23 protein-coding genes are annotated in these 25,444 nt (G+C 69.4%); 8 read left to right on the top strand and 15 right to left on the bottom strand.

Features of this window, described 5'->3' with window-relative positions; all coding sequences use genetic code 11:
* Nucleotides 1-83 precede the first annotated feature (83 nt).
* Nucleotides 84-779: a CoA transferase subunit A gene (locus BM162_RS03685; RefSeq protein ID WP_093417928.1), complete on the top strand. Its 696-nt coding sequence runs from the start codon at nt 84-86 to the stop codon at nt 777-779.
* Nucleotides 780-792: 13 nt separating this feature from the next.
* Entirely contained in the window at nt 793-1,419 is a 627-nt protein-coding gene (locus tag BM162_RS03680; RefSeq protein WP_093417925.1) for a CoA transferase subunit B, read from the top strand.
* A gap of 74 nt (nt 1,420-1,493) precedes the next feature.
* Here BM162_RS03680 and BM162_RS03675 read toward each other — a convergent pair whose 3' ends face one another.
* Nucleotides 1,494-2,180 (bottom strand): hypothetical protein, encoded by a 687-nt coding sequence (locus BM162_RS03675; protein WP_093417922.1) that lies wholly within the window; start codon nt 2,178-2,180, stop codon nt 1,494-1,496.
* 176 nt (nt 2,181-2,356) lie between these two features.
* Between BM162_RS03675 and cobT the strand changes: the two genes are divergently transcribed.
* From cobT to BM162_RS03660, 3 genes are read left to right on the top strand one after another with little or no spacing between them, the layout of a single operon-like run.
* The gene (cobT, locus tag BM162_RS03670) at nt 2,357-4,231 is read left to right on the top strand and encodes a cobaltochelatase subunit CobT (RefSeq protein WP_093417919.1); all 1,875 of its coding nucleotides are present in this window, start codon (nt 2,357-2,359) and stop codon (nt 4,229-4,231) included.
* Nucleotides 4,232-4,247: 16 nt separating this feature from the next.
* Nucleotides 4,248-6,095, top strand: coding sequence for an aminopeptidase P family protein (locus tag BM162_RS03665; RefSeq protein WP_093417916.1), 1,848 nt, complete (start codon nt 4,248-4,250; stop codon nt 6,093-6,095).
* 59 nt (nt 6,096-6,154) lie between these two features.
* Nucleotides 6,155-6,496 (top strand): DUF427 domain-containing protein, encoded by a 342-nt coding sequence (locus BM162_RS03660; RefSeq protein WP_093417913.1) that lies wholly within the window; start codon nt 6,155-6,157, stop codon nt 6,494-6,496.
* A gap of 57 nt (nt 6,497-6,553) precedes the next feature.
* On the opposite strand, the gene BM162_RS03655 is transcribed toward BM162_RS03660, so the two are convergent.
* On the bottom strand, nt 6,554-8,242 hold the full coding sequence (locus BM162_RS03655; protein ID WP_093417910.1) for a chloride channel protein: 1,689 nt from the start codon (nt 8,240-8,242) through the stop codon (nt 6,554-6,556).
* Between the two features lie 103 nt (nt 8,243-8,345).
* On the opposite strand from BM162_RS03655, the gene BM162_RS03650 reads away from it, so the two are divergent.
* Together BM162_RS03650 and BM162_RS03645 are read left to right on the top strand one after the other, a co-directional pair.
* Nucleotides 8,346-9,719: an FAD-binding oxidoreductase gene (locus BM162_RS03650; protein WP_093417907.1), complete on the top strand. Its 1,374-nt coding sequence runs from the start codon at nt 8,346-8,348 to the stop codon at nt 9,717-9,719.
* Entirely contained in the window at nt 9,716-10,168 is a 453-nt protein-coding gene (locus BM162_RS03645; RefSeq protein WP_245759160.1) for an SgcJ/EcaC family oxidoreductase, read from the top strand. The genes BM162_RS03650 and BM162_RS03645 overlap by 4 nt, the downstream gene beginning before the upstream one ends.
* A 76-nt stretch (nt 10,169-10,244) precedes the next feature.
* On the opposite strand, the gene recN is transcribed toward BM162_RS03645, so the two are convergent.
* From recN to ftsW, 13 genes are all read right to left on the bottom strand, one after another.
* Nucleotides 10,245-11,894, bottom strand: a complete 1,650-nt coding sequence (gene recN / locus BM162_RS03640) for a DNA repair protein RecN (protein ID WP_093417904.1) — start codon at nt 11,892-11,894, stop codon at nt 10,245-10,247.
* A gap of 16 nt (nt 11,895-11,910) precedes the next feature.
* Nucleotides 11,911-12,753 (bottom strand): outer membrane protein assembly factor BamD, encoded by an 843-nt coding sequence (locus tag BM162_RS03635; RefSeq protein WP_093417901.1) that lies wholly within the window; start codon nt 12,751-12,753, stop codon nt 11,911-11,913.
* Between the two features lie 88 nt (nt 12,754-12,841).
* Complete coding sequence (gene lpxC / locus BM162_RS03630) at nt 12,842-13,762, bottom strand: UDP-3-O-acyl-N-acetylglucosamine deacetylase (RefSeq protein WP_093417898.1); 921 nt, start codon at nt 13,760-13,762, stop codon at nt 12,842-12,844.
* A 221-nt stretch (nt 13,763-13,983) separates the two neighbouring features.
* Complete coding sequence (ftsZ, locus tag BM162_RS03625; RefSeq protein WP_093417895.1) at nt 13,984-15,555, bottom strand: cell division protein FtsZ; 1,572 nt, start codon at nt 15,553-15,555, stop codon at nt 13,984-13,986.
* Nucleotides 15,556-15,733: 178 nt separating this feature from the next.
* Nucleotides 15,734-17,068 (bottom strand): cell division protein FtsA, encoded by a 1,335-nt coding sequence (ftsA, locus tag BM162_RS03620; protein ID WP_093417892.1) that lies wholly within the window; start codon nt 17,066-17,068, stop codon nt 15,734-15,736.
* Nucleotides 17,065-17,958 (bottom strand): cell division protein FtsQ/DivIB, encoded by an 894-nt coding sequence (locus BM162_RS03615; protein WP_093417889.1) that lies wholly within the window; start codon nt 17,956-17,958, stop codon nt 17,065-17,067. The genes ftsA and BM162_RS03615 overlap by 4 nt, the downstream gene beginning before the upstream one ends.
* Nucleotides 17,946-18,881 (bottom strand): D-alanine--D-alanine ligase, encoded by a 936-nt coding sequence (locus BM162_RS03610; RefSeq protein ID WP_093417887.1) that lies wholly within the window; start codon nt 18,879-18,881, stop codon nt 17,946-17,948. The genes BM162_RS03615 and BM162_RS03610 overlap by 13 nt, the downstream gene beginning before the upstream one ends.
* Nucleotides 18,882-18,928: 47 nt before the next feature.
* Nucleotides 18,929-19,858: a UDP-N-acetylmuramate dehydrogenase gene (murB, locus tag BM162_RS03605; protein ID WP_093417884.1), complete on the bottom strand. Its 930-nt coding sequence runs from the start codon at nt 19,856-19,858 to the stop codon at nt 18,929-18,931.
* Nucleotides 19,855-20,100: a DUF2484 family protein gene (locus BM162_RS03600; RefSeq protein WP_093417882.1), complete on the bottom strand. Its 246-nt coding sequence runs from the start codon at nt 20,098-20,100 to the stop codon at nt 19,855-19,857. Before BM162_RS03600 ends, murB begins: the two co-directional genes overlap by 4 nt.
* Entirely contained in the window at nt 20,097-20,348 is a 252-nt protein-coding gene (locus BM162_RS03595; RefSeq protein WP_093417879.1) for a DUF2484 family protein, read from the bottom strand. The genes BM162_RS03600 and BM162_RS03595 overlap by 4 nt, the downstream gene beginning before the upstream one ends.
* Before the next feature lie 40 nt (nt 20,349-20,388).
* Nucleotides 20,389-21,804 (bottom strand): UDP-N-acetylmuramate--L-alanine ligase, encoded by a 1,416-nt coding sequence (gene murC / locus BM162_RS03590; RefSeq protein ID WP_093417876.1) that lies wholly within the window; start codon nt 21,802-21,804, stop codon nt 20,389-20,391.
* Nucleotides 21,801-22,916, bottom strand: coding sequence for an undecaprenyldiphospho-muramoylpentapeptide beta-N-acetylglucosaminyltransferase (murG, locus tag BM162_RS03585; RefSeq protein ID WP_093417873.1), 1,116 nt, complete (start codon nt 22,914-22,916; stop codon nt 21,801-21,803). The genes murC and murG overlap by 4 nt, the downstream gene beginning before the upstream one ends.
* A 1-nt stretch (nt 22,917) precedes the next feature.
* The gene (ftsW, locus tag BM162_RS03580; protein ID WP_093417870.1) at nt 22,918-24,084 is read right to left on the bottom strand and encodes a putative lipid II flippase FtsW; all 1,167 of its coding nucleotides are present in this window, start codon (nt 24,082-24,084) and stop codon (nt 22,918-22,920) included.
* Nucleotides 24,085-24,230: 146 nt separating this feature from the next.
* Between ftsW and BM162_RS03575 the strand changes: the two genes are divergently transcribed.
* On the top strand, nt 24,231-25,430 hold the full coding sequence (locus BM162_RS03575) for a BaiN/RdsA family NAD(P)/FAD-dependent oxidoreductase (RefSeq protein WP_439332814.1): 1,200 nt from the start codon (nt 24,231-24,233) through the stop codon (nt 25,428-25,430).
* Nucleotides 25,431-25,444 lie beyond the last annotated feature (14 nt).

Raw genomic sequence — 25,444 nt, 5'->3', positions numbered from 1 at the left:
TCGCCTTCCGCTGCGGCGCGGCGTCGTTGACTCTCGGGCCTCCGACCTTAAAAGCGGGCCGAGGACATCCAGGGGAGAGTTTCATGAAGAAGGTCTATGGCTCGGCCGACGAGGCGCTCGACGGGCTGCTGCACGACGGGATGCTGATCGCCGCCGGGGGCTTCGGGCTCTGCGGCATTCCCGAACTGCTCATCGCGGCCATTCGTGACTCCGGCGTCAAGGATCTGACCGTCGCATCGAACAACGCGGGCGTCGACGATTTCGGGCTGGGGCTGCTGCTGCAGACCAAGCAGGTCAAGAAGATGATGTCGTCCTACGTGGGCGAAAACGCCGAGTTCATGCGCCAGTACCTCTCGGGCGAGCTGGAGCTCGAGTTCAACCCGCAGGGCACGCTGGCCGAGCGCATGCGCGCCGGCGGCGCGGGCATCCCGGGCTTTTATACCAAGACCGGCTACGGCACGCAGATCGCCGAGGGCAAGGAAGTGAAGGAGTTCGGCGGCGAACCCTACATCCTCGAGCGCGGCATCTTCGCGGACCTGTCGATCGTGAAGGCGTGGAAGGCCGACGAGACCGGCAACCTCGTGTTCCGCAAGACCGCTCGCAACTTCAACCCGCCGGCGGCGATGTGCGGCAAGGTGTGCGTCGTCGAGGTCGAGGAGATCGTCAAGCCCGGCGAGCTTGACCCCGACCAGATCCACCTGCCCGGCGTCTTCGTGCACCGTCTGATCCAGGGCGAGCACGAGAAGCGGATCGAAAAGCGCACCGTGCGCGAGGCCTGAGGGGAGAGAGACCATGTGGGACCGCAATCAGATGGCCGCGCGCGCGGCGCAGGAGCTTGAAGACGGCACGTACGTGAACCTCGGGATCGGCATCCCGACGCTGGTGCCGAACTACATCCCCGAGGGCGTGAACGTCACGCTGCAGTCCGAGAACGGGATGCTGGGCATGGGCCCCTTCCCCACCGAGGACGAGGTCGATCCCGACCTGATCAACGCCGGCAAGCAGACCATCACCGAGTTGCCGCACACCTCGTACTTCGACAGCGCCATGTCCTTCGCGATGATCCGCGGCGGCAAGATCGCCATGGCGATCCTGGGCGCGATGGAAGTGGCCGAAAACGGCGACCTGGCGAACTGGATGATCCCAGGCAAGCTCGTGAAGGGCATGGGTGGGGCGATGGACCTCGTCGCCGGCGTGCAGCGCGTGGTGGTGGTCATGGACCACACAAACAAGGCGGGCGAGCCGAAGCTTCTGAAGTCGTGCACCCTGCCGCTGACCGGCACGGGCGTCGTCAATCGGATCATCACCAACTACGGCGTGCTCGACGTGGTCGAGGGCGGCCTGAAGATCGTGGAGACCGCCGAGGGCGTGACCGAGGAAGAGATCCGAGAGAAGACCGAGGCGACAATCGTCAACTGACGCCCGCCCCGTTGCGAAATGAGAAAGGCCGCCGGATAGTCCGGCGGCCTTTTTCTTCAACGTGTGTCTTTGGCTCAGTTCTCGCTGCCGCCGCTCTGCTGCCGCATGCGGTTGCCCTGCATCCTTTCATTGTCCTCCATCATGCGCTGGATGAAGGCTTCGGGGCTCACGCCCGGGGGCAGGACGATGATCGAACCGCCGGGGCGTGCGGCGAGTTCTTCGCTGATCGGGCCGTCGCCGGGCGTGCGCATCTCGCCCTGCTGCATCTGCCCCTGCTGCTGGCCCTGCATCATCTGTCCCGGCTGCTGCCCGTCCATCATGCCGCCCTGCTGGCCCTGCATCATCTGCTGCCGGCGTACCTGCATCTCGCGCACGAACCGGTCCCGGGCGTCGGCGATGCCGCGGATATAGCCCTGGCGGAAACCGCGCTCGTAGATTTCCTGCGTGAAGCTGTCGATGTCGAGCATCACGGTCTGGCCCATCTGGTCGCCGGTCAGCGGCGGGCCGCCGACCTCGTTCGAGGCGGTTTCGTTCACCGGGTCGGTCTCGGCCGTGTCGGGGGCGTCGGCTTCCTCGATCGCCTCCTCGATCGGCTGGCCGCCGACCTGGGCGTCGTCGTCCGTGGCCTCGGCGCTCTGGTTCGCCTGGATCTCGTCGGTCTGCGGCTGCGTCGCGTCGTCCTGCGCCTGCGCAGCCAGCGGTGCAGCCAGGGCGAGTGCCAGGACCGAGGCGGTGGCGCGGGTCTTGAGCGTAACGAACATCGGGTCTCTCCTCCTTTACCGGTCGCGACTTCCGCCGCGTCACCGCCCTAACCGCCCGGTCCGTGTGAAGGTTTCGGCAGATCTCAAATCGTGATCCCGCCGGCGCAGGTTGTCCGCCCGGTTGAATCCGCCGCCGCTCCATTGTGTCCGGGGCGCAGGTCGCTAGATTGCGCCCCATGAGCAAGCCGTCCGACAACCCCGCCGATCCGTTCAAGAAGGCCCTGGCCGAGGCGACCAAGGTGCTGGCCGACGACCCCGAGCTGGCCGTCAGCTACTCGGTCGATCCACCGGGCATGTCGAACGACGGCGTGCGCTTGCCGCAGGTCAGCCGCCGGATGACCCGCGACGAGGTGATGCTGGCCCGCGGCACCGCCGACAGCTACGCGATGCGGCGCAAGTACCACGACGCGGGCACCTTCAACCGCTACGTGCCGCAGGGCCAGATGGCGCGCGATCTCTACGAGTCGATGGAGATGGCCCGGTGCGAGGCGATGGGCGCGCGCGACATGCCCGGCACCGCGGGCAACATCGATGCAAAGATCGGGTCCGAGGCCACGCGCAAGGGCTATGAACAGGTGACAGAGGCGTCGGACGTGCCGCTGCACGTCGCGGCCGGATACATGATCCGCCACCTCGCCACGGGCCGCGACCTGCCCGGCGGCGCGGGCCATGTCATGGAGCTGTGGCGCGGCTTCATCGAGGAAAGCGCGGGCGAGACGCTGGGCGACCTGCAGGACCGGCTGAATGACCAGGCCGCCTTCGCCCGGCTTGCGCGGAAGGTGATCGAGGACCTCGGCTACGGCGACCAGCTGGGCGACGACCCCGACAGTCAGGACGAGGACCAGGAGGACGAGGCCAGCGAGGAGACCGACGAGGACGAGCAGGAGTCCCTGGGCGACGACCAGGACGAAAGCGACGAGGCCGAGGCAAGCCCCGAGCAGAGCCAGGAACAGACGCAGGACCCCAGCCAGGCGCAGGTCTCGATGGACGAGGCGGCCGACTTGGAAACCGGCGACGAGACCGAGCTGCCCGAGGGCGAGGCCCCGCTCGAGCCGCCGCAGCCCGCGCCGGTGTCGGAGGCGGACCCGAACTACACCGTCTTCACCTCGGAGTTCGACGAGGAGATCCGCGCCGAGGACCTGGCCGAGACGGCCGAGCTGGAGCGCCTGCGCGCCTATCTCGATCAGCAGCTCGAGCCGCTCAAGGGTGCTGTCGGGCGGCTGGCGCACAAGCTGCAAAGACGGTTGCAGGCGCAACAAAATCGCTCGTGGGAGTTCGACCGCGAGGAAGGTATCCTCGACGCCGGGCGGCTGGCGCGCGTGGTGGCGAACCCGACGACGCCGCTGTCCTTCAAGGTCGAGAAGGACACCGAGTTCCGCGACACGGTGGTGACCCTGCTGCTGGACAACTCGGGCTCGATGCGGGGGCGCCCGATCTCGATCGCCGCGATCTGCGCCGACGTGCTGGCGCGCACGCTCGAGCGGTGCGACGTGAAGGTCGAGATCCTAGGCTTCACCACCCGCGCCTGGAAGGGCGGGCAGGCGCGCGAGCGCTGGCTGGCCGAGGGGCGGCCACAGGTGCCGGGACGACTGAACGACCTGCGCCACATCGTCTACAAGCACGCCGACGCGCCATGGCGGCGGGCGCGCCCGAATCTCGGGCTGATGATGAAGGAAGGACTGCTGAAGGAGAACATCGACGGCGAGGCGCTGGAATGGGCGCACCGCCGGATGGAGCGGCGGCCAGAGGCGCGCAAGATCATGATGGTGATCTCGGACGGCGCACCGGTGGACGATTCGACGCTCTCGGTGAACCCGGCGAACTATCTCGAGAAGCACCTGCGCGACGTGATCGCCATGGTCGAGCGGCGCAAGGCGGTCGAGCTGCTGGCCATTGGCATCGGCCACGACGTGACCCGCTACTACGAGCGTGCGGTGACGATCACCGACGTGGAGCAGCTGGCCGGCGCGATGACCGAGCAGCTCGCCGCGCTCTTCGACAGCGACCCGCGCGCACGGGCGCGCTTCAAGGGCATCAGGAAAGCCGGCTGAGGCCGCAGGAGTGACAATGACTTCCGACATCGCGCCGGCCGCGACCGGCTTCCAGAGCTTCGTCTCGACCGCCTCGCCCGAGCAGGGGCCGCCGCGCGTGGCGGCGCTGCGGGCACAGATGACGGCCGAGGGGCTCGACGCCTTCATCGTGCCGCGCGCCGACGTGCACCAGGGCGAGTACGTCGCGCCCCGCGACGAGCGGCTGGCCTGGTTGACCGGCTTCACCGGCTCGGCGGGCTTCGCCGCCGTGCTGGCGGACGAGGCGGGGCTGTTCGTCGACGGGCGCTACACCGTGCAGGCGCGGGCGCAGGTGGACACGGAGGTGATCACGCCGGTCGACTGGCCGAAGACCCGGCTGGGCCCGTGGCTTGCCGAGCGGCTGGAGCGCGGTGCCGTGGTCGCCTTCGACCCATGGCTTCACACCGCGAAAGAGATCGAGACGCTACGCGAGGCGCTGGAGCCGAAGGGCGTGGCGCTTCGGGAGACGGATAACCTCGTGGACCGGGTTTGGGAGGATCAGCCCGAGCCGCCGCAGGGCCAAGTCTCCGCCTACCCCGACGAATTCGCGGGCCGGACGCACGGCGAGAAGCGGCAGGCGGCGGCGGATGCGCTGCGCGAGGCGGGGCAGAAGGCTGCGGTGCTTACCCTGCCCGACAGCATCGCGTGGCTGCTGAACATCCGGGGCGCCGACCTGCCCCGCGTGCCGGTGGCGCAGGCCTTCTGCATCCTGCACGACACCGGGCACGCCGACATGTTCGTGGACGCGGCGAAGGTCGACGAGGTGCGCGACCATTTGGGCGACGAGGTGACCGTTCACGCTCCAAAAGAGTTCGCCGCCGCGCTGGAAGGGCTGGACGGCCCGGTGCGGGTGGACAAGGCCACCGCGCCGCTCGCCGTGTCCCGGCTGCTGGATCGGGCGGGGGTCGAGGTCACTTGGGGCGACGACCCGTGCATCCTGCCCAAGGCGCGCAAGTCCGGGGCCGAGATCGCGGCCACGACCAAGGCGCACCTGCGCGACGCCGCCGCGATGTGCCACTTTCTCGCCTGGCTGGACGCCGAGGCCGAGGGGCTGGCCGACCGCGACGCGCCGCTGACGGAGATCGACGTGGTGCGCCGGTTGGAAGCGTTCCGGCGCGACACCAACGCTCTGCGCGACATCAGCTTCGACACCATCGCAGGGGCCGGGCCGCACGCCGCCCTGCCCCACTACCGCGTGACCGAGGAGTCGAACCGCGCGGTGCAGCCGGGCGAGCTTCTGCTGGTGGATTCGGGCGGGCAGTACGTGGACGGCACGACCGACATCACCCGAACCGTGGCCGTGGGCGCGCCGTCGGACGAACATCGCGCCTGCTTCACCCGCGTCCTCCAGGGCATGATCGCCGTCAGCCGCGCCCGCTGGCCGCGCGGGCTGGCGGGCCGCGACCTAGATGCGCTGGCGCGCGCGCCGCTGTGGATGGCCGGGCAGGACTATGACCACGGCACGGGCCACGGCGTGGGCGTGTACCTGAGCGTGCACGAAGGGCCGCAGCGGCTGAGCCGCATCAGCGACGTGCCGCTGGAGCCCGGCATGATCCTGTCGAACGAGCCGGGGTACTACCGTGAAGGCGCCTTCGGCATCCGCATCGAGAACCTGATCGTGGTCGAGACGGCCCCGGCCCTGGCCGGCGGCGATGACCGAGACATGCTGCACTTCGCCACGCTGACCTGGGTGCCCATCGACCGCAGGCTGATCGACACCGGCATGCTGTCGCGCGACGAGCGGGCGTGGATCGATGCCTACCATGCCGAGGTCGCGCGCAAGCTCGCCCCCCGGCTCGACGGGGCGGCGGCGGCGTGGCTGGCGCGGGCAACCGCCCCCGTCTGACATCCGCGTGTCACGGACGCGCGGCTAACGTGCAACCGAATGGGAAAGGGAGGCCGGACATGGCAAAGCATATCGAGGTGGCGCAAAGCCCGTCGACATGGGTGGTCCGCGCGGGCGGCGCGGTGATCGCCGAAAGCGGCCAGGCGCTGGAGCTGAAGGAAGGCGACCTGCCCACGGTGATCTATTTCCCGCGCGAGGATGTGGGCGACGCGTTCCTCGAACGCTCGGAGACGCACACGCACTGCCCCTACAAGGGCGACGCGACCTACTACACGCTGGTCACCAAGAGCGGCGCCATCCCGGACGCCGCCTGGAGCTACGAGGCGCCGAAGGACGAGCGGGCGGACATCGCCGGCTTTGTCGCCTTCCACGACGACAAGGTGACGGTCGAACAGCTCTGAAAATCCGAATTTTCGTTGAAAATTTGGGGACGCGATTTTTTGAGAAAAATCGCTGGGTCAGGAGTGTTCTTCCGCCGCGGTGGCGGCGAGGGCGCGGTTGTAGGCGCGCAGCGCGTCGACTTGGAACAGCGCGCCGAGGATCTCGGGCGCCTCTCCCTTGGCGCCCAGGCGCACGACGGGGATGAAGGGGCGGTTGGTCTGCTCGAACAGCGGCATGGCTGTCTCCAGCGTGGCGTTGCCCTCGACCGTTACGCCCTCTTCGATCGCCGCCCAGAGCGCGTCGTCGGGCGCGGCCCGAGGGTCCTCGGGCTTGCGCATGACGTTCGACACCCGGAACATCGACAGAAGGTATGCCTGCGGCCCGGCGGCGAGATGGATGTTGCGCCGCTCGAGCTGGGTGAGGAAGAACGACCGGTGCACCATGCGCGAGGCCAGCGCGGTGGACAGCGACACGGTGACCATCACGGCAAGCCCCGTCTGCCAGTCGCCCGTCAGCTCGAAAACGATCAGCGTGGTCGAGATCGGCGCGCCCAGCACCGCCGCCGCCACGCCCCCCATGCCCGCCAGGGCATACAGCGTGGGCGAGCCCGACACCTCGGGGAAAAGTGCCGTCGCCACCAAGCCGAAGGACAGGCCCGTGAGAGCGCCGACCATCAGCGAGGGCGAGAAGACGCCGCCGCCCATCCGCCCGCCCACGGTGATCGCGACCGCGACCGTCTTGACCACCGCAAGCGCGATCGCCTCGTAGAGGAACATCCGCCCGGTAAGCGCCAGCGACGTCGTCTCGTAACCGACCCCGATGATGTGCGGGAACGGGATGGCGATCAGCCCCAGCAGAAGCCCCGCCGCCGCCGGACGCAGCATACGAGGGATCGAGAAGCGCGTTTGCAGGTTCGTCGCGACGTCTTCGGCGAAAAACATCGCGCGCATCAGGATCACCGATGCGACGCCGCAGACCAGCCCGAGAAGCAGGAAGGCCGGGAGCTCGACATAGAAGGCGAGGACGCCGTCCTCGCTGAGCACGAACTCGGTGACGTCGCCGAATTCGAGCCGGTTGATGACGGTGCCCGCCGCGCTGGCGATGACGATGGGGGCGAAGGCGTGCACGGCGAAATGGCGCAGCACGACCTCGAGCGCGAAGAGCGCGCCGGCGATGGGCGCGTTGAAGCTGGCCGAGACGGCGGCGGCCACGGCGCAGCCCAGCAGGTCGCGGCCCGTGATGCCGTCGGCGGCGATGCGGCGCGACACCCAGGTCGAGATCACCGCCGCGAGGTGCACCACCGGCCCCTCCCGCCCCGTGGAGCCGCCCGAGCCCAGCGTGATCAGCGAGGCTGCGGCCGAGGCAAGGCCGGCGCGCCGCTCTACCCTCCCCTCGTTCAGCGCCGCGCCCTCGATGACGTCGGCGACCGAACGCACGCGCCCGTCCGGGGTGAAGCGGTCCAGGATCAGGCCGACCACGGCACCGCCCGCCACCGGGATCAGCAGGATCCAGTACCATGGCAGCGTCTCGGCGAAGCTGTGCAGGCGGTGAATGTCCTCGGTCCCGTAGAGCGTGATCTGCAGCCACTCGATCCCCTTGCGGAAGAAGAGCGCCGCGAAGCCGGCGGCGATGCCGATGATCAGCGCGATGAACCAGAACTGCAGCTTGTCGGGGCCGCGGGTCTTGAGGATATGCCATGCCTCGCGCACCGAGGCGCTGGCGCCCTGCACGTGTTCCGCGATCATCGATGGGCTCTTGCCCGACATGCCCCTCTCCGGCTCCGCCCGTTCGCGGGCCGCCTCCCCGGTCTTTCCCCGGCCGCGCGCTTCGCCTAGGGTCCCGCCCGGCAGGATGCAGGGGACCAGACAGATGACGATACCGGACGCTCTCGCCGAGTTATCCACACTTCTAGGCGATCGGCTGAGCCGGTCCAAGAGCGATCTGGACCTGCACGGCCGGTCCGAAACGCACTTCGCGCCGACGCCGCCGGACGCGGTCGCCTACCCCGAGACAACCGAGGAGGTGCAGGCACTGGCGCGGATCTGCGCGCGCCACGGCTGCCCGATGGTCGGCTGGGGCGCGGGCACCTCGCTCGAAGGGCACGGGCTGGCGGTGCGCGGCGGCGTGGTGGTGGATTTCGCCCGGATGAACGCCGTGCTCGAGGTCAACGCCTCGGACATGGATTGCCGCGTGCAGCCCGGCATCACGCGCGAGGCGCTGAACACCGAGCTGCGGGCCACCGGCCTGTTCTTCCCCGTCGATCCCGGCGCCAACGCCTCGCTGGGCGGCATGGCCGCGACGCGGGCGAGCGGGACCACCGCCGTGCGCTATGGCACGATGCGCGACAACGTTCTGGGGATGAAGGTCGTGCTGGCCGACGGGCGGGTGATCCGCACCGGGTCGCGGGCGCGCAAGTCCTCGGCGGGCTATGACCTGACGGGGCTGATGGTCGGCTCGGAGGGCACGCTTGGGCTAGTGACCGAGCTGACGCTGCGGCTTTACGGCCAGCCCGAGGCCATATCGTCCGCGATCTGCGCCTTCCCCGACATGGGCTCGGCCGTGGACGCGGTGATCGCGACGATCCAGATGTGCGTGCCCATGGCGCGGATCGAGTTCGTGGACCAGGCCACGGTCGAGGTGTTCAATGCCGCTGCGGGCGCCGACCTTCCGGCAGCGCCGCACCTGATGGTGGAGTTCCACGGCTCCGACGCCTCGGTCGCCGAGGACGCGCGGCGCTTCGGCGAGATCGCAGGCGAGTTCGGCGCGACCGGCTTCCGCTGGGCTACGCTGGCCGAGGAGCGCAACAAGCTGTGGAAGATGCGCCACGACGCCTACTGGTCGATCCTTCAGTCGCGCCCCGGGGCCACGGCCATCGTCACCGACATCTGCGTGCCGTTGTCGAAGCTGGCCGAGGCGGTGGAAGAGACGCGGGCGGACATCGCAGGATCGTTCATTCCGGGACCGATCCTGGGCCACGTGGGCGACGGCAACTTCCACGCCATCCTGATGGCTCGCCGCGACAGCGCCGAGGAGATGGACGAGGCGAAGCGGCTGTCGGGCCGCTTGGCCGACCGGGCGCTGCGGCTGGGCGGCACCGTGACCGGAGAGCACGGCATCGGCATGGGCAAGCTGGGTTACATGGAGCGCGAGCACGGCGCGGGCTGGAGCGTGATGGGCGACATCAAGCGCGCGCTCGACCCGCAGGACCTGATGAATCCGGGCAAGCTGGTGCCCCCGGCGTGACGCTGGCCGCGCCCGAGGAGATGCCGCACGCCTTAGCCGACGCCTGGACGGCGCGAGACGCGGACGCCTTGGCAGCCCTTTTCGCCGAGGACGCGGATTTCGTGAACGTCGTGGGCATCTGGTGGGAGGATCGCTCCGCGATCCGGGCGGCGCATGATTACGGCCTGACGACGTTCTTCCGGGACTCGCGGCTGGCGGTGCGGCGGGTGAAGCTGCGGCGGCTGGGCGCGGATGCGGCGGTGGTGCACGCGAGGGTCAGCCTGACGGGTCAACTGACGCCGGACGGCCGGCGGGCGGGGCCGCGCTCGGGCGTGCTGACCCTCGTGATGGAGCGGCGCGGGGACGAGTGGCTCTGTGTCGCGGCACAGAACACCGACATCGTGCCGGGGGCGGAGACGTTGCGGCGCGGAGACGCGGGGCTCGCCCCGGAGGATTACCGGGAGAAGTAGAGCTCAGAAACTGCCGCGCCTGCGGCGCGATGCCTCCGGCGGGGATATTTCCGGACCAGAGATGCAAAGGGCGTGCCTATCCGGCCAGCAGGGCGCGGGCGGCGCCGCGCGCTTCGTCGGTGACGATGTCACCCGAGATCATGCGGGCGATTTCGTCGATGCGTGCGCCGGGGTCGAGGGGAACGACGTTGGAGGTCGTCATCTCGTCGGTCTCACGCTTCTCCACCCGCCAGTGGTGCTGGCCCAGCGCGGCAACCTGCGGCGAGTGGGTCACGACCAGGACCTGCGCGTCGCGCGCGAGCGCGGCGAGGCGGCGGCCCACGGCGTCGGCAGTGGCGCCACCCACGCCGCGGTCGATCTCGTCGAAGATCAGCGTCAGGCCGGCGGTGTTCTGGGTCAGGCAGACCTTGAGCGCGAGCAGGAAGCGCGAAAGCTCGCCGCCGGAGGCGATCTTGTCGAGCGGGCCGGCCGGCGCGCCGGGGTTGGTGGCGACGGTGAAGGCCACCGCGTCGTGGCCTTCAGGCCCCGGCTCGGCGGCGGCGAGCTTCGTGGTGAAGACCGCGCGCTCCATCTTGAGCGGGGCGAGTTCGGCGGCCATGGCGGCGTCGAGCCTGGCGGCGGCGGCCTGTCGCGTCTCGCTCAGCGCGGTCGCGGCGGCGGCGTAGGCGGCTTGCGCCTCGCGCACGGCTTTCGCCAGCGCGTCGCGGTCGGCCTCGCCCGCATCGAGGGCGGCAAGCTTGCTGCGCAGGGTGTCGGCGAAGGTGGCGAGGTCGTCGGGCAGCACGTCGTGCTTGCGGGCCAGCGCACGGATGGCGAAGAGCCGCTCTTCCGTCGCCTCCAGCTCCGAGGGGTCGAAATCGAGCGCCTGGAGGCAGTCGGCGACGCCCTGCTCGGCCTCTGCCAGTTCGTTCTGTGCCCGGGCGAGCGCGGCGAGCGGCTCGTCCAGGCGGCCGTCGGCCCCTTCGGCGGCACCGTCGAGCCAGCGCATGGCGTCGGTCAGCAAGCTTTCGGCCCCGTCGCCGGCGAGCGCGGCATGGGCGCGGGTGATGTCCTCGCGCACGCGTTCGGCCGACTGCATCAGGCGGCGGCGGGTGTCGAGATCGGCTTCCTCGCCCGGTTCGGGCGCTAGCTTGTCGAGTTCCTCGACCGCGTGGCGCAGGAAGTCCTCCTCGGCGCGGACGGCGTCGAGCGCGGCCTCGGCCTCGGCCTGCTTGCGGCGGGCGTCGGAGAGCGCGCGCCAAGCTGTGCGGGCGGCGTCGAGCTGCGGCGCAGCCCCGGCGAAGGCGTCGAGAAGCTGGCGGTGGCCGCGGGGGTTCAGCAGGCCCCGGTCGTCGTGCTGACCGTGCAGTTCCACCAGCCGGTCGGACAGGCGGCGCAGCACCTCGCCCGAGCAGCGGCGGTCGTTGATCCAGGCGGTCTTGCGCCCGTCCCTCGTGTTCACGCGGCGCAGGATCAGCTCGTCGCCGTGGTCGAAGCCAGCCTCTTCCAGCACCTCTTGGGCGGGGTGGCCGTCGGGCAGGTCGAACACGGCGACGACCTCGCCCTGTTTCGCGCCGGCCCGCACCAGCTCGGCCCGACCGCGCCAGCCCAGCACGAAGCCGAGGGCGTCGAGCAGGATCGACTTGCCGGCGCCGGTTTCCCCGGTCAGCACGTTGAGGCCGGACTGGAAGTCGAGTTCCAGCCGGTCGATCAGCAGCATGTCCCGGATATCGAGACTTCTGAGCATCAGAGGTGACCCCGTTTCAGAGCCACTCGCCGCGGATGACCTGGCGATAGACGGTGGTCAGCCAGTTGTCGCCCGCGGCCTCGAGCGTCAGGCCCCGGCCCGTCAGCAGCGCGTAGCTGTCCTGGTACCACTCGGTCGAGCGGTAGTTGTAGCCGAGGATCGCGCCGGCGGTGCGGGCCTCGTCCTCGAGCCCCAGCGACAGATAAGCTTCCACCAGACGGTGCAGCGCCTCGGGCGTGTGGGTCGTGGTCTGGAACTCCTCGACCACCACGCGGAAGCGGTTGATCGCCGCCGGGTAGTGCTTGCGCTTGAGGTAGTACCGCCCGATCTCCATCTCTTTCGCCGCGAGGTGATCGAAAGCGAGGTCGAATTTCAGCACCGCCGAACGGGCGTATTCGCTGTCGGGGTAGTTCTCGATCACCGCGCGCAGCGCCTGCAGGGCCTGGAACGTCAGGCCCTGATCGCGGCCCACATCGTCGATCTGATCGTAGTAGCTGAGCGCGAGGAGGTACTGCGCATAGGCCGCGTCCTCCTCCATCGGGTAGAAGTCGAGGTAGCGCTGCGCGGCCGAGCGGGCGCTTTCGTAGTCGCGGTCGCGGTGATAGGCGAAGGCCTGCATGATCAGCGCGCGCTTGGCCCAGTCTGAGTACGGGTAGAGCCGCTCGACCTCGGAGAAGTAGCGCGCGGCCTCTTCCTCGTCCTCCTTCTCGAGCTCAAGCTCGGCCCGCTGATAGATCTCTTCGGCCGAGAGGCTGTCGAGGGGCGCGTCGCGGCTGACCGTTCCGCCGCCGCAGCCCGCCAGCATCGCCAGTGTCACAAGGAACGCCGCGCTCTTTCCGCCCGAGATGGGACCGAACATCCTGCTACCTCACCCAAGTCTCCGCCGCCGGGTCTAGCACAGAAGATCCCGGTGCAAAACGCCTTAACCGAGGTCCCCTGCCCGCGCCTCAGGCGGCTAGCGGCAGGTCCGCCCGGCGCAGCCCCGAGCCCGGCAGGCGGGCCGCCAAAGTGGCGTCGCAGGTGACCATGCGGCAGGCACCCGGCCGCGCGAAAAGCGCCCGCAGGAGCGCGTTGGTCATGGCGTGCCCCGCGCGGATGCCGGTGTAGCGCGCCAGCAGCGGTGCGCCTGCGAGCGCCAGATCGCCCAGGGCGTCGAGCATCTTGTGGCGCACGGCCTCGTCCGCGTGGCGCAGGCCTCCAGGGCTGAGCACCGCGTCGCCGTCGACGACGACGGCGTTCTCGTAGGTGCCGCCGAGCGCCAGGCCCGCGGCTTGCATCGCCTCGACATCCGCGCGGCGGCAGAAGGTACGGCTGTCGCTCAGCTCGCGCACGAACGCGCCGTTACCCAGGTTCAGGCGACGGGCCTGCCGCCCTATGGCGGCGTCGGCAAATTCGATGCGGAAGTCGATTTCTAGCGTGTCGGCCGGGTCGAGCCGCGCCACCGCCGCGCCGTTGCGCACCTCGACCGGTTCGAGCACCTGGAGCGCGCGGATCGGCGCATTCGTCTGGCGCAGGCCCTTCTTGAGAATCGCGGCAACGAACGGGGCGGCCGAGCCGTCGAGGATCGGAACCTCGGGACCGTCGATCTCGATCAGCAGGTTATGGATGCCGCAGCCAGCAATGGCGGCCATAACGTGCTCGATGGTCGAGACGGTGACGCCGTCGGCGTTCGCGATGCGGGTACACAGCTGCGCGGGCTCGACGTTGTCCCAGCGCGCGGGGATCAGGTTGTCACGGTCGGTGACGTCGGTGCGCCGGAACCAGATGCCGTACTCGGCCGAGCCCGGGCGCAGGACGAGCCGCGCCGGACGGCCCGAGTGCAGGCCGACGCCGGTGAACGCGACCGGTGATTTGATCGTTGTCTGCATCTCTGCCCCACCACGTTATCGAGCCATTCGCGCGTCCCCATCGCGGCTCGTTTTCTCCAGCTAGAAGCTGGGGCGGGTCATCACAACTCAATCTTTGTGACGCTTTGTAACATCGCCGCCCGGGTCTGGCGGGAACATGCCGCTGGTCCAGCAAGGGATTGGCGGACAAAGAAAAAGGGCCGGCTTGCGCCAGCCCCTCAAGACGTGGTCCGTGAGTGCGTTCAGTTGGCCTGGCGGCGCAGGAAGGCCGGGATCTCGATCCGCTCCTGCTCGGCAGACAGCTCGGGGTCGTCCTCGTACTGCTGCGCGGGCTGGCGGCGCACGGCGGGCTGGGCCCCGCCCGCGGCACGCTCGTTCTGCGCTTCGTGACCGGTCATCCGGTTGATCAGCGAGTTGATGCCGAAGCGCGGGCGCTCGCCCGCCGCGGCACCGCCCTGCGAGGGCACGGCGCGGGGCGCGGCACGCGGCGCGGCCGGTTCTTCGCCGTACTCGGTGCCGGGCGTCTTGTTGACGGCGGCGCGCAGGCGGGCCATCGCCTCGGGCGACGGCGTGCCGGGGGCACGGCGCTGCGGCGCTTCGGCGGCGGTCGGCTGCGCCTCGGCCGGGCGCGGCTGGTAGGCCGGCGGCGGCAGGTCGTCCTGGCTGTCCTGCTCGATCACGGTGTCGTCCTGGCGGCGCGGCGCCTCGAAGTCCGAGAAGAAGTCGGGCTCGGACGCCTGTGCGGCCTCCGTCTGTGCCTCGGCCTGCGGCGCCTCGCCTTCCATTTGAGCGGCCGGGAGCGGCTCGGCCAGGCGGCGGCGCGGCACGGGCACCTCGTGGGTCGCGGCCGAGGCGTCGATGCCGGTGGCGACGACGCTGACGCGCATGCGGCCTTCCATCGTCTCGTCCAGCGTCGAGCCGACGATGATGTTGGCGTCGGGGTCGACCTTCTCGCGGATGACGTTGGCGGCCTCGTCGAGCTCGAACAGCGTCAGGTCGTGTCCGCCGGTGATGTTGATCAGAACACCCTTGGCGCCGTTAAGGCTGATCTCGTCGAGCAGCGGGTTCGCTATGGCCTTCTCGGCCGCCTGCATCGCGCGATCCTCGCCGTCGGCTTCGCCGGTGCCCATCATCGCCTTGCCCATCTCGTCCATCACGGCGCGGACGTCGGCGAAGTCGAGGTTGATGAGGCCCGGACGCACCATCAGGTCGGTCACGCCCTTCACGCCCTGGTAGAGCACGTCGTCGGCCATCGCGAAGGCGTCGGTGAAGGTCGTCTTCTCGTTGGCGAGCCGGAACAGGTTCTGGTTCGGGATGATGATCAGCGTGTCGACCATCTTCTGGAGGTTCTCGACCCCCTCCTCGGCCTGGCGCATCCGCTTGGTGCCTTCGAACTGGAAGGGCTTGGTCACCACGCCGACGGTCAGCACGCCGAGCTCGCGCGCGGCCTGCGCGATGATCGGCGCGGCGCCGGTGCCGGTGCCGCCACCCATGCCGGCGGTGATGAAGCACATGTGCGCGCCGGCGAGGTGATCGACGATCTCCTCGATGGTCTCTTCGGCGGCGGCGGCGCCGACCGACGGACGCGCGCCCGCGCCCAGCCCCTCGGTCACCTTCACGCCCATCTGCACCTTCGCCTGGCTCAGCGATTGCTGAAGCGCCTGCGCATCGGTGTTGGCGACGACGAACTCGACGCCGTCGAGCTGCTTCTCGATCATGTTGTTGACGGCGTTGCCGCCGGCACCGCCAACACCGAACACGGTGATCCGCGGCTTCAATTCGTCCTGCTGGGGCATCATGAGGTTCAGTGTCATTTTGATCTGTCCGCCTGCTTTGTTGTGTCCGCCTGCGTGAGGGCCGGTCTGCCTGATTACTTCAAATCCTAGAGGTTGGGGGCTCTCGCGTCACCCAAAAAACACAGTTCCGCAACAAAATCTGCCTACAGAAACAAGCCGGTCAGCGGCATTTGGGCATCACGTCAAGATGTAGCGATTACCAGTTGTCCTTGAACCATTTTACCGCCCGGCGCAGCGACCGGACGGGGTACCTGTCGGTCGGAATCTCGAAATCCCACCACTCGTCCTGGGGATGTGCGGCGAAAAGGCAAAGGCCGACCGCACTGGAAAAAGCCGAGTCCGACGCCGCCTGCGGCAGCCCCTGAACCCGCAGCGGGCGGCCGATTCGCACCTGCTGACCGAGGATCTTGGGCGCCAGCCCGTCGAGCCCCGGAATCTGGCTGGCCCCACCGGTCAGCACGATCTGCTGGCTCGGCAGGTATTCGAACCCCGCCGCGTCAAGCCGGGCGCGGACCTCTTCGAGGATCTCCTCGACCCGGGGACGCATGATGCCAATAAGCTCGGCCCGGCTGACGGTGCGCCGGTCGTGTTCCCAATCGCCGGTCTCTCCGCCCAGCTCGATCATCTCGCGGTCGTCCATGCTGGTGGCGACGACGCCGCCATGCACGGTCTTGATCCGCTCGGCTATGGCGAGCGGCACCTGCAAACCCTTCGAGATGTCGCTGGTCACGTGATCGCCGCCCAGCCGCACGCTGTCGGCATAGATCATGTGCTTCTTGATGAAGATTGACAGGCCGGTCGCCCCGCCGCCCATGTCGACGCAGGCCGCGCCCAGCTCTTGCTCGTCCTCGACAAGGCTTGAGACGCCCGAGACATAGGCCGATGACGCCAGCCCTGCGAGTTCGAGGTCGCAGCGTTTCACGCAGTGCAGGATGTTGCGGATCACGGTGCCGTCGATGGTCAGCAGGTGCATGTCGCAGGCTAGCCGGTTGCCGATCTGCCCGCGCGGATCGCGCAGGCCCGAGCGGTGGTCGAGCGCGAAGTTCACCGGCTGGGCGTGCAGCACCTCGCGCCCCGGCCCGAAATCCGGCACGTCGCACGAGGCCAGCACCCGCGCCACGTCCTGCTCGCTCACCGCCTGTCCGTCCAGATCGATGGCCCCGGCCAGCCCGTAGGAGCGCGGCTCGCCGCCGCCGATGCAGGCGATCACGTGGTCGACGCGTACTTCGGCCATCTTCTGCGCGGCCTGTACGGCGGTGCGGATGCCGCGCTCGGTCTCGTGCATCGCCTCGATCTCGCCGAAGCGCACCCCGCGCGAGCGGGTCGTTGCCGCGCCGATGACCCGGAACGACGACTGCCCCGCCATCGAGCCCACGCCGTCGCCGTCGCGGAAGCGCTCGGGGCCGTCGAAGCGCAGGACGAGACAGGCGATCTTGGACGTGCCCACGTCGAGGATCGCGATCACGCCCCGCTGCATCGCCGCCTTGCGCATCGCGCGCATTGCACGCTGGGACTCGTAGAGCGCGGTCATTCGGTGCGGACTCCCATTTCGATCTGCTTGATGCGGCGCAGGTTCTCGGCGGCGGCCTGCGCCAGGCGTACGGTCGGGCGGCGCGGGTTGCGCATGTCAACCAGCTCCACGTCGCGGTCCAGGATCTCCTGCGCCTGGTGCAGCGCGAGCACCTGTTCCAGCGCCCGGACGGGCGAGACCTCGGGCAGAAGGATGCGTCGATCATCCTCGAGCATGACGTCCCAGCGCCGCTCCCCCACCCGCACGAGCCCGCGCAGCCGGTCGTCCAGCGGCCGCGCCGCGGCGACAAGTTCCAGCGCCTCGTCCACCAGCTGCTGCGCCCCGCGGCCCGCGATCAGCGGCAGATCCGGGCGGTCGGTCCGGGCATCCAGCGTGGCCACGCGCTGGCCGGTGACGTCCAGCATCTCGATCCGGCCGCGTTGACGCCAGACCACGACCGGCATGCGCTCGGACACGCGCACCTGGAGGATACCGCCGGGCCGGATGCGCAGGTCAGCGCGGGCCACGGCGTCCAGGCCCGCGATCGTCCGCTGCATCGCCGGCAGGTCCAGGTCGAACGAAGAGACGGGGAAGTGCACCGGCACGATCTCGCGGATCGCCTCGGCAACCCGGTCCGACGCGCCGTCGATCGCCATGAGCTTGACCATGAACTCGGGCCGTTGCTGGACCGAAAGCTTCACGTCCTCGACCCACAGCGCCACCGTCTCGCGCCGCTCAGGGCTCAGCGCCACGACCGCGACCGAAATCGCCAGAATGCAGAGCGGCAAACCGATCCGGAGCGAACGGTGAAACAGCGGCGTCAGCAGAAGCCGGTTCAGCCGGTAGGCCAGGCGCGACGGTGCGGGATCGGCCCGGTCGCCGCGGGAAAGCTGCGGGATCAGCGATCGCATGAGGCATCCTCCGCGATCCATCGGCAGAGCGTGCCGAAGTCGATGCCGCACTGCGCCGCCTGCTCGGGGACGAGCGAGGTGGGCGTCATGCCGGGCTGGGTGTTCGTTTCCAGCAGGATCAGCCCGTCGACGCCCCGCGCAGCGTCCCAGCGGAAATCGGTGCGCGACACGCCGCGGCAGCAAAGCGAGTCGTGGGCCCGCAGCGCGTAGTCGAGGCAGGCGTCGAAGACCTCCCGCGGGACCTCGGCCGGAACCACATGTCGCGACCCGCCGGCCTTGTACTTGGCGTCGTAGTCGTACCAGCCGTCGGTCACGATATCGGTCACGGTCAGGGCGCGCGCGCCCTCGCTCCCCAGCCCCGCGCCCAGGACGGTCGTCGTCAGCTCGCGCCCCGGCGCGTAACGTTCGACCATCACCGTGCCGGGCATGTCGTCGGCCAATTGCGGCGGCCCGTTCGCCGCCTCGTTCACGAGGTAGACGCCGACCGAGGACCCTTCGTTGTAGGGCTTCACGACATAGGGCGGGTCCATCACGTGGCGGCGCCGCACCTCGTCGGCCGAAGCCAGCATTGACGGCATTACCGGCAGGCCGGCGCGCGTGAACGCGTCCTTGCTGCGGATCTTGTCCATGGCAAGCGCCGAGGACAGGACGCCGGAATGGGTATAGGGCAGCCGCATCCACTCAAGCAGGCCCTGCACGCAGCCATCTTCGCCCCACCGGCCGTGAAGCGCGTTGAACACGATGTCGGGAGAGATTTCGAGCAGACGTGCAGGAAGGTCCGGACCCGCGTCCAGTTCGACGACCTCGAAGCCTTCACCCCGCAGCGCGGCTGCACATTCGCGTCCCGAGGACAGTGACACCTCGCGCTCGGCCGAGGGTCCGCCCTTGATCACCGCTACTTTGGGGGCTGCCCTGCTCGACATGCCCGCACTCTTGCCACTCGGGTCCTGCCTTGGACCCTGATTTCTTTTTATTCGGCGGCCGGTTCTCCGATCCGCATCACTTCCCATTCTAGCGAGATCCCGGACATTTGAAATACTTTTTCACGAACCTGCTCGCCCAGCCCCTCCAGGTCGGCGGCTGTCGCGTCTCCCGTGTTGATGAGGAAGTTGGGGTGCTTCTCCGACATCTGTGCCCCGCCCCGCCGCGCGCCGCGCAAGCCGGCGTCATCGATCACCTTCCAAGCCTTCAGCTCGTGGCTGTCGTCGGCCCGGCCGGTCGAGGAATAGCCGGCCGGATTGCGGAAGGTCGACCCCGCCGTCCGCTCCTTCGTGGGCTGCGTGGCGTCGCGCTTGGCGAGCTGCTCCTGCATCTTCCGCTCAAGCGCTTGGGGCTCGCCCTCGGGCGCTTCGAACAGCGCCGAAACGATGACCGCGCCCTCGGGCAGTTCGCTGTGGCGATAGGCCAGCCGCAGGTCAGCGTTCGACAGCGTCTCATGGCTGCCGTCGCGCAGGATCACGTCGGTCGAGAGCAGCACGTCGGCGACATAGGTGCCGTAGCAGCCGGCGTTCATGCGCACCGCGCCGCCGATGGCGCCGGGGATCGTGCGCAGGAAGGTCAGGTCACGCCCCGTCTCGGCCGCCGCCTTGGCCACACGTGCATCGAGCGCGGCGGCCCCGGCCCGGACGCGGCCACCCTCGATAGTGGTGTCGTTGAAGCCGCGCCCCAGCCGGATCACCACGCCGCGCACGCCGCCGTCGCGCACGATAAGATTCGAGCCCACGCCCATCGGGAAGATCGGCACCTCAGCGGGCGCGTCCCGCAGGAAGCAGGCAAGGTCGTCCACGTCGGCGGGTTGGAACAGCCAGTCGGCCGGACCGCCCACACGCAGCCACGTCAGGTCGGCGAGCGCTCGGCCCTTGGTCAGCCGGCCGCGCACGGGGGGCAGTGCCACGCTCATCCGCCCCTCCGCGTCAGCCAGCGGCCGAGATAGAGGAGCGGCCAGCGCAGGATCGACGCGCCGGCCGCCAGCGCCACCAGACCCACCCAGGGGCCGTGTTCGTAGGTGACGAAGCCCAGAAGCGGCACGCCAAGGGCGATCAGGACGTAGGCCGCGAGCCAGTGGCTGTGGCGGCTCGGCAACATGCCCAGCACGTTCGCCACGACGATCCAGAGGAAGGCCAGCACCAGCGACAAAGTCATGGCGCATCCCCCATACCGGGTACGGCCCGGCGCAGCAGCGCCAAGAGCGGGCGGCGGAACATCGAGACGGCGGCGGCGGTGCCGGCGAGCGCCGGCAGCGTCCCGTGCGCCTGACCGATCCAGCCGATAAACAGCGGCGCGGCCAACAGAAGCGCCAGACCCGGCAGGATCTGCATCCGCATCGGCAACAGCGCCACGACGGCGGCGGCGAACACCCACAGGCAGGCAAGCAGAAGCGGAAGACTCATGCGGCATCTCCCCGCGCCGGATATGCGCGCCGCGCCAGCGTCACGCCGTCATCCGCTCGGCCGCCAGGCGTTCGGGCAGGTTGTTGGCCCAGGCGCTGATCGTGCCAGCGCCCAGGCACACCACCATGTCGCCCGGCGCCGCCTGCTCGCGCACCAGCCGCTCGAGGTCGTCCTCGGAGACGATGGCGCGCGCGTGGCGGTGGCCGTGACGGATCAGCCCGGCCACGAGGTCGTCGCGAGTCGCCCCCTCGATCGGATCCTCGCCCGCCGCGTAGACCTCGGCGATGGCCACCACGTCGGCTTCGTTGAAGCAGGCGCAGAAGTCGTCGAACAGCGTGTGCAGGCGCGAGTAGCGGTGCGGCTGATGCACCGCGATCACCCGGCCCTTCGTCGCCTGCCGCGCGGCCTTGAGCACCGCCGCGATCTCGACCGGGTGGTGGCCGTAATCGTCGATGACGGTGACACCGTTGACTTCGCCCACCCGAGTGAAGCGCCGGTTCACGCCGCCGAAGGCCGCGAGCGCGTCGCGAATCTCGGCGCCCTTCATTCCCAGGTGCCGCGCCACGGCCACGGCGGCCAGCGCGTTCGACACGTTGTGATCGCCGGGCATCGGCAGGGTGCAGCCCTCGATCACCTTGTCCTCGGCCTGAAGTGCGATGTCGAAATGTGCGATGCCGCCTTCATAGCGCAGATTGGTCGCGCGCACGTCGGCTTGCGTGTTAAAGCCGAAGGTGATCACGCGGCGATCGGTGATCCGCCCGACGAGGTTCTGCACCTCGGGATGATCCGTGCAGCACACCGCCACGCCGTAGAACGGGATGTTCGACACGAAGTCGTAGAAGCCCTGGCGCAGCCGGTCGAAGTCGCCCCAGTGCTCCATGTGCTCGGGGTCGATGTTGGTGACGATGGCGATGGTCGCCGGAAGGCGGTTGAAGGTGCCGTCGCTCTCGTCGGCCTCGACCACCATCCAGTCGCCCTCGCCCACCCGCGCATTCGAGCCGTAGGCGTGGATGATCCCGCCGTTGATCACCGTGGGATCGATCCCGCCCGCGTCGAGCAGTGTGGCGACCATGGTCGTCGTGGTCGTCTTGCCGTGGGTGCCCGCGACGGCGACGTTCGACTTGAGCCGCATCAACTCGGCCAGCATCTCGGCCCGGCGCACCACGGGCAGGCCGCGCTTGCGGGCTGCGTCGAGCTCGGGGTTGTCGCACTTGATGGCGGACGAGATGACCAGCACCTCGGCCTCTTCCAGGTTCTCGGCCTTCTGCCCGATGAACACCCGCGCGCCCAGCTTCTCGAGCCGGTCGGTGATCTTCGACGGCTTCAGGTCCGACCCCTGCACGATGTAGCCGTGGTTCAGCAGCACCTCGGCGATGCCCGACATGCCGATGCCGCCGATGCCGACGAAGTGGATGGGGCCCATCTCGGTGGGAAGCTTGGTGACCGCCGCGTTCATGCCTGTCCCTCGATTGCGCCCTCTCCGGGGCTTGCCAGTTGCTCGACCATCCGCACCAGACGCTCGGTGGCGTCGGGGATGCCCTGCCGTGCCGCGTTGCGCGACATCTCGAGGGCGCCGTCCGGATTCGAGAGGATCAGGTGTATCTGCTCCGAAAGCGGCTGTACCTCAAGCTTGGATTCAGGGATTCGCACCGTCGCCCCTGCGGCAACGAGTCCCTTGGCGTTGGCGCTTTGGTGGTCGGCGGTCGCGGCGGCATAGGGGATCAGGATCGAGGGCCGCCCGATCACGCTGATGTCCGCCACCGACGACGCGCCGGCGCGGCTGATGACAAGCTGCGCCTCGGTCATGCGGCGGGGGATGTCGGTGAAGAACGGCTTGACCTCGGCGTCGATGCCGTGCTCGTCATAGAAGCGGGTGACGCGGTCGTTGTCCTCGTCCCGCGCCTGGTGCGCCACGCGGATGTTCTTCAGCATGTCGAGCGGCAGCGCCGCGATTGCGGGCGGCACCGTGTCCGACAGGACGCGCGCGCCCTGGCTGCCGCCGATCACGAGGATCGACATCGGGTAATCGCCCGGCGGGATGTACGCCGCGCCCGCCCGTTCCAGCACCGCCGCGCGCACCGGGTTGCCGGTGTGCACGGCCTCGACCCCCTCGGGCAGCCTGGTGGGCCAGGTGCCGCAGGCCACGGCATCGACGCGGGGCGCGAAAATCTGATTCACCCGTCCCAGCACCCCGTTCTGTTCGTGGATCATGCGGGGGATGCGCAGCGTCCACGCCGCCGCCATCGCCGGGATCGAGGGGTAGCCGCCGAAACCCACCACCACCGCCGGCTTGTCGCGCAGCATCTTGAGCTGCGCCGCCGCGACGCCGCCCAGCACCTTCAGCGGCACACCCGCCTTCGCCAGCACCCCGCCCCGCGCGAAGGTGGCCGAGGCGATCTGCACGATCTCCACCCCGTCTGGAAAGCCGCCGGTATAGCGTGCACCTCGGGCGTCGGTCGTCAGGCGAACGCGCCAGCCACGCTCCAGCATCGCCTCGGCCAGCGCCTGCGCCGGGAACATGTGCCCGCCGGTGCCGCCCGCGGCGATCACGAGAAGCGGCGCCGCCACCTCAGCGCCCCCGCTGGATCAGGATGTCGCCGATCTCGCCCTGCGGGCGGGTGCGGGTGAAGGCCAGGAGCATGCCGACCATGATGCCGCCCGCGATCAGCGACGAGCCGCCGTAGCTGACGAAGGGCAGCGTCATGCCCTTGGCCGGCAAGAGTCGCACCGCGACGCCCATGTTGATCAGCGCCTGCACGCCAAAAGTGCAGGCCAGCCCGGTGCCGGCCAGGCGGATAAACGGGTCCCGCTCGCGCATCAGGCGGATGAGCGAGCGCACGACGATGGTGGCGTAAAGCGCGATGATGCACAGGACCAGCACGAGGCCGTATTCCTCGGCCGCGACGGCGATGATGAAGTCGGTATGCGCGTCGGGCAGCGACCACTTCACCTGCCCCTCGCCCACGCCGACGCCGAAGAACCCGCCCTCCTGGATCGCGTTGGTGGCGTAGCCCAGTTGCGTCGTCGGGTCGACGTCGGGCGACAGGAAGCCGTCGATGCGCCGCGCGAAGTGCTCGGAGCTGTTATAGGCGACCGTGCCCGCCAGCACGACCGCGCCCGCCAGCACTACCAGCAGCGCGATCGGCGCGCCCCCCACGAAGTACATCACGCCCCAGGAAAACAGGATCAGGCAGGCCTGTCCGAAATCCGGCTGCATCGCCAGCATCGCCACGATCAGGATCGTCAGCCCCAGCGACCACGCCCGGCCCGGCGGCCCGCCCAAGTCCTGGCTCGCCGCGATCAGCCACGCGGCCACGACGACGAAGCCCGGCTTGAGGAACTCGGACGGCTGAACGGACGCGAAGCCCAGCGAATACCACCGCACCGCCCCCTTGCCGAAGTCGGTGCCAAGGGCGGGAAGCAGCGCAAGCGCCACGAACGACAGGGCGAAGCCCAGCACCGCCAGACGCCGGACGAGCTGCGGCGACATCATCGTCGTCATCCAGAGCGCGAGAAGCGCCGCACCGCCGAACACGGCCTGTCGCTGCACGTAGTGGAACGGCTCGAACCCGTTGCGCGCGGCCAGCGGAGGCGACGAGGCGAGGCCCAGAAGAAGGCCGATGCCGAAGAGCAGAAGCACGCAACTCAACGACCACTTGTCCACGGTGCGCCACCACCGGGGAAGCACCGGCTCCCCCGCACGCACGGGCACGGTGCCATAGACCATCTCAGTCATGGGAATCCGCCTTCCACTGCCTCTTTCGCGCCCGTTTTCCGGGTCTGCGGAAAGCCTAACCGATGCGGTAGGGCGAGGCCAGCGTTTTACGGGTGCGGCGCGCCGTCCGCTTGCCTTCGCCCGCCCCGCCTGTCACTGCCCCGGCCATGAGCGACGGCCTGACCTACGACACCCTGATCCTCGGCGCTGGCGCGGCGGGCCTGATGTGCGCCGCCCATGCCGGCGGCCGAGTGCTGGTGGTGGATCACGCCAAGGCGCCGGGCGAGAAGATCCGGATCTCGGGCGGCGGACGCTGCAACTTCACCAACATGTACGCGGACCCCGAGGCGTTCCTGTCGGGCAACCCGCATTTCTGCAAGTCCGCGCTAAAGCGATACACGCAGTGGGATTTCATCGACCTTGTGCAGCGGCACGGCATCCCCTGGCACGAGAAGACGCTGGGCCAGCTGTTCTGCGACCGCTCCGCCAAGGACATCATCCGGATGCTCCTGGACGAGATGGAGGCGGCTGGGGCCGAGCTGTGGCTGCGCACGGAGATCGGAGAGGTGTCGCACGGCCCCGACGGCTTCCGCGTCACGCTCGACCGCGAGGGGCGGCGGCTCGAGGTAACGGCGCGCACCCTGGTCCTGGCAACCGGCGGCAAGTCGATTCCGAAAATGGGCGCGACCGGCCTCGCCTATCGCCTGGCGGAGCAGTTCGGGCTTAAGGTGACCGAGACGCGCCCGGCCCTCGTGCCCCTCACCTTCGGAGAAGAGGCCGGGTTCAAGCCGCTGGCCGGCGTCGCGACCCCCGCCCGCGTCTCGGCCGGCGGCGCGGGGTTCGAAGAGGCGCTGCTGTTCACTCATCGCGGGCTGTCGGGGCCGGCAGTGCTTCAGGCGTCGTCCTACTGGCGCGAAGGGCAGCCGATCACGGTTGACCTCGCCCCTGGCGGGGCCTTGTTCGACACGCTGAAGGCGCGCCGCGCCACCGACGGGCGCAAGGCAATGGCTACGGTGCTGGCCGACCTTCTGCCCGCGCGATTGGCCGCGGACCTGGCGAAGCGGCATGGGCTGACCTGCAACCTTGCCGACATGTCCGACGCCGCCCTGCGGGATCTGGCCGGGGCGCTGACGGCGTGGGAACTCAAGCCCGCGGGCTCGGAAGGCTACCGGACCGCGGAGGTGACGCTGGGTGGCATCGACACCGCCGGGCTCGACAGCCGCACGATGGAAGCGAAGGCGGTGCCGGGATTGCATGCCATCGGCGAGGCGCTGGACGTCACCGGCTGGCTTGGCGGCTATAACTTCCAATGGGCCTGGTCCTCGGGCTGGGCCGCCGGAACGGCCATCGCGGCGCGAGGCCGGTAAGCGCCGAGGGGGGC

Origin of the sequence: Tranquillimonas alkanivorans, assembly GCF_900115595.1 — a bacterium.
GTDB lineage: Bacteria > Pseudomonadota > Alphaproteobacteria > Rhodobacterales > Rhodobacteraceae > Tranquillimonas > Tranquillimonas alkanivorans.
Note: the sequence above shows the minus strand (reverse complement) of the source record. Positions and strands in the feature narration are given on the sequence as shown.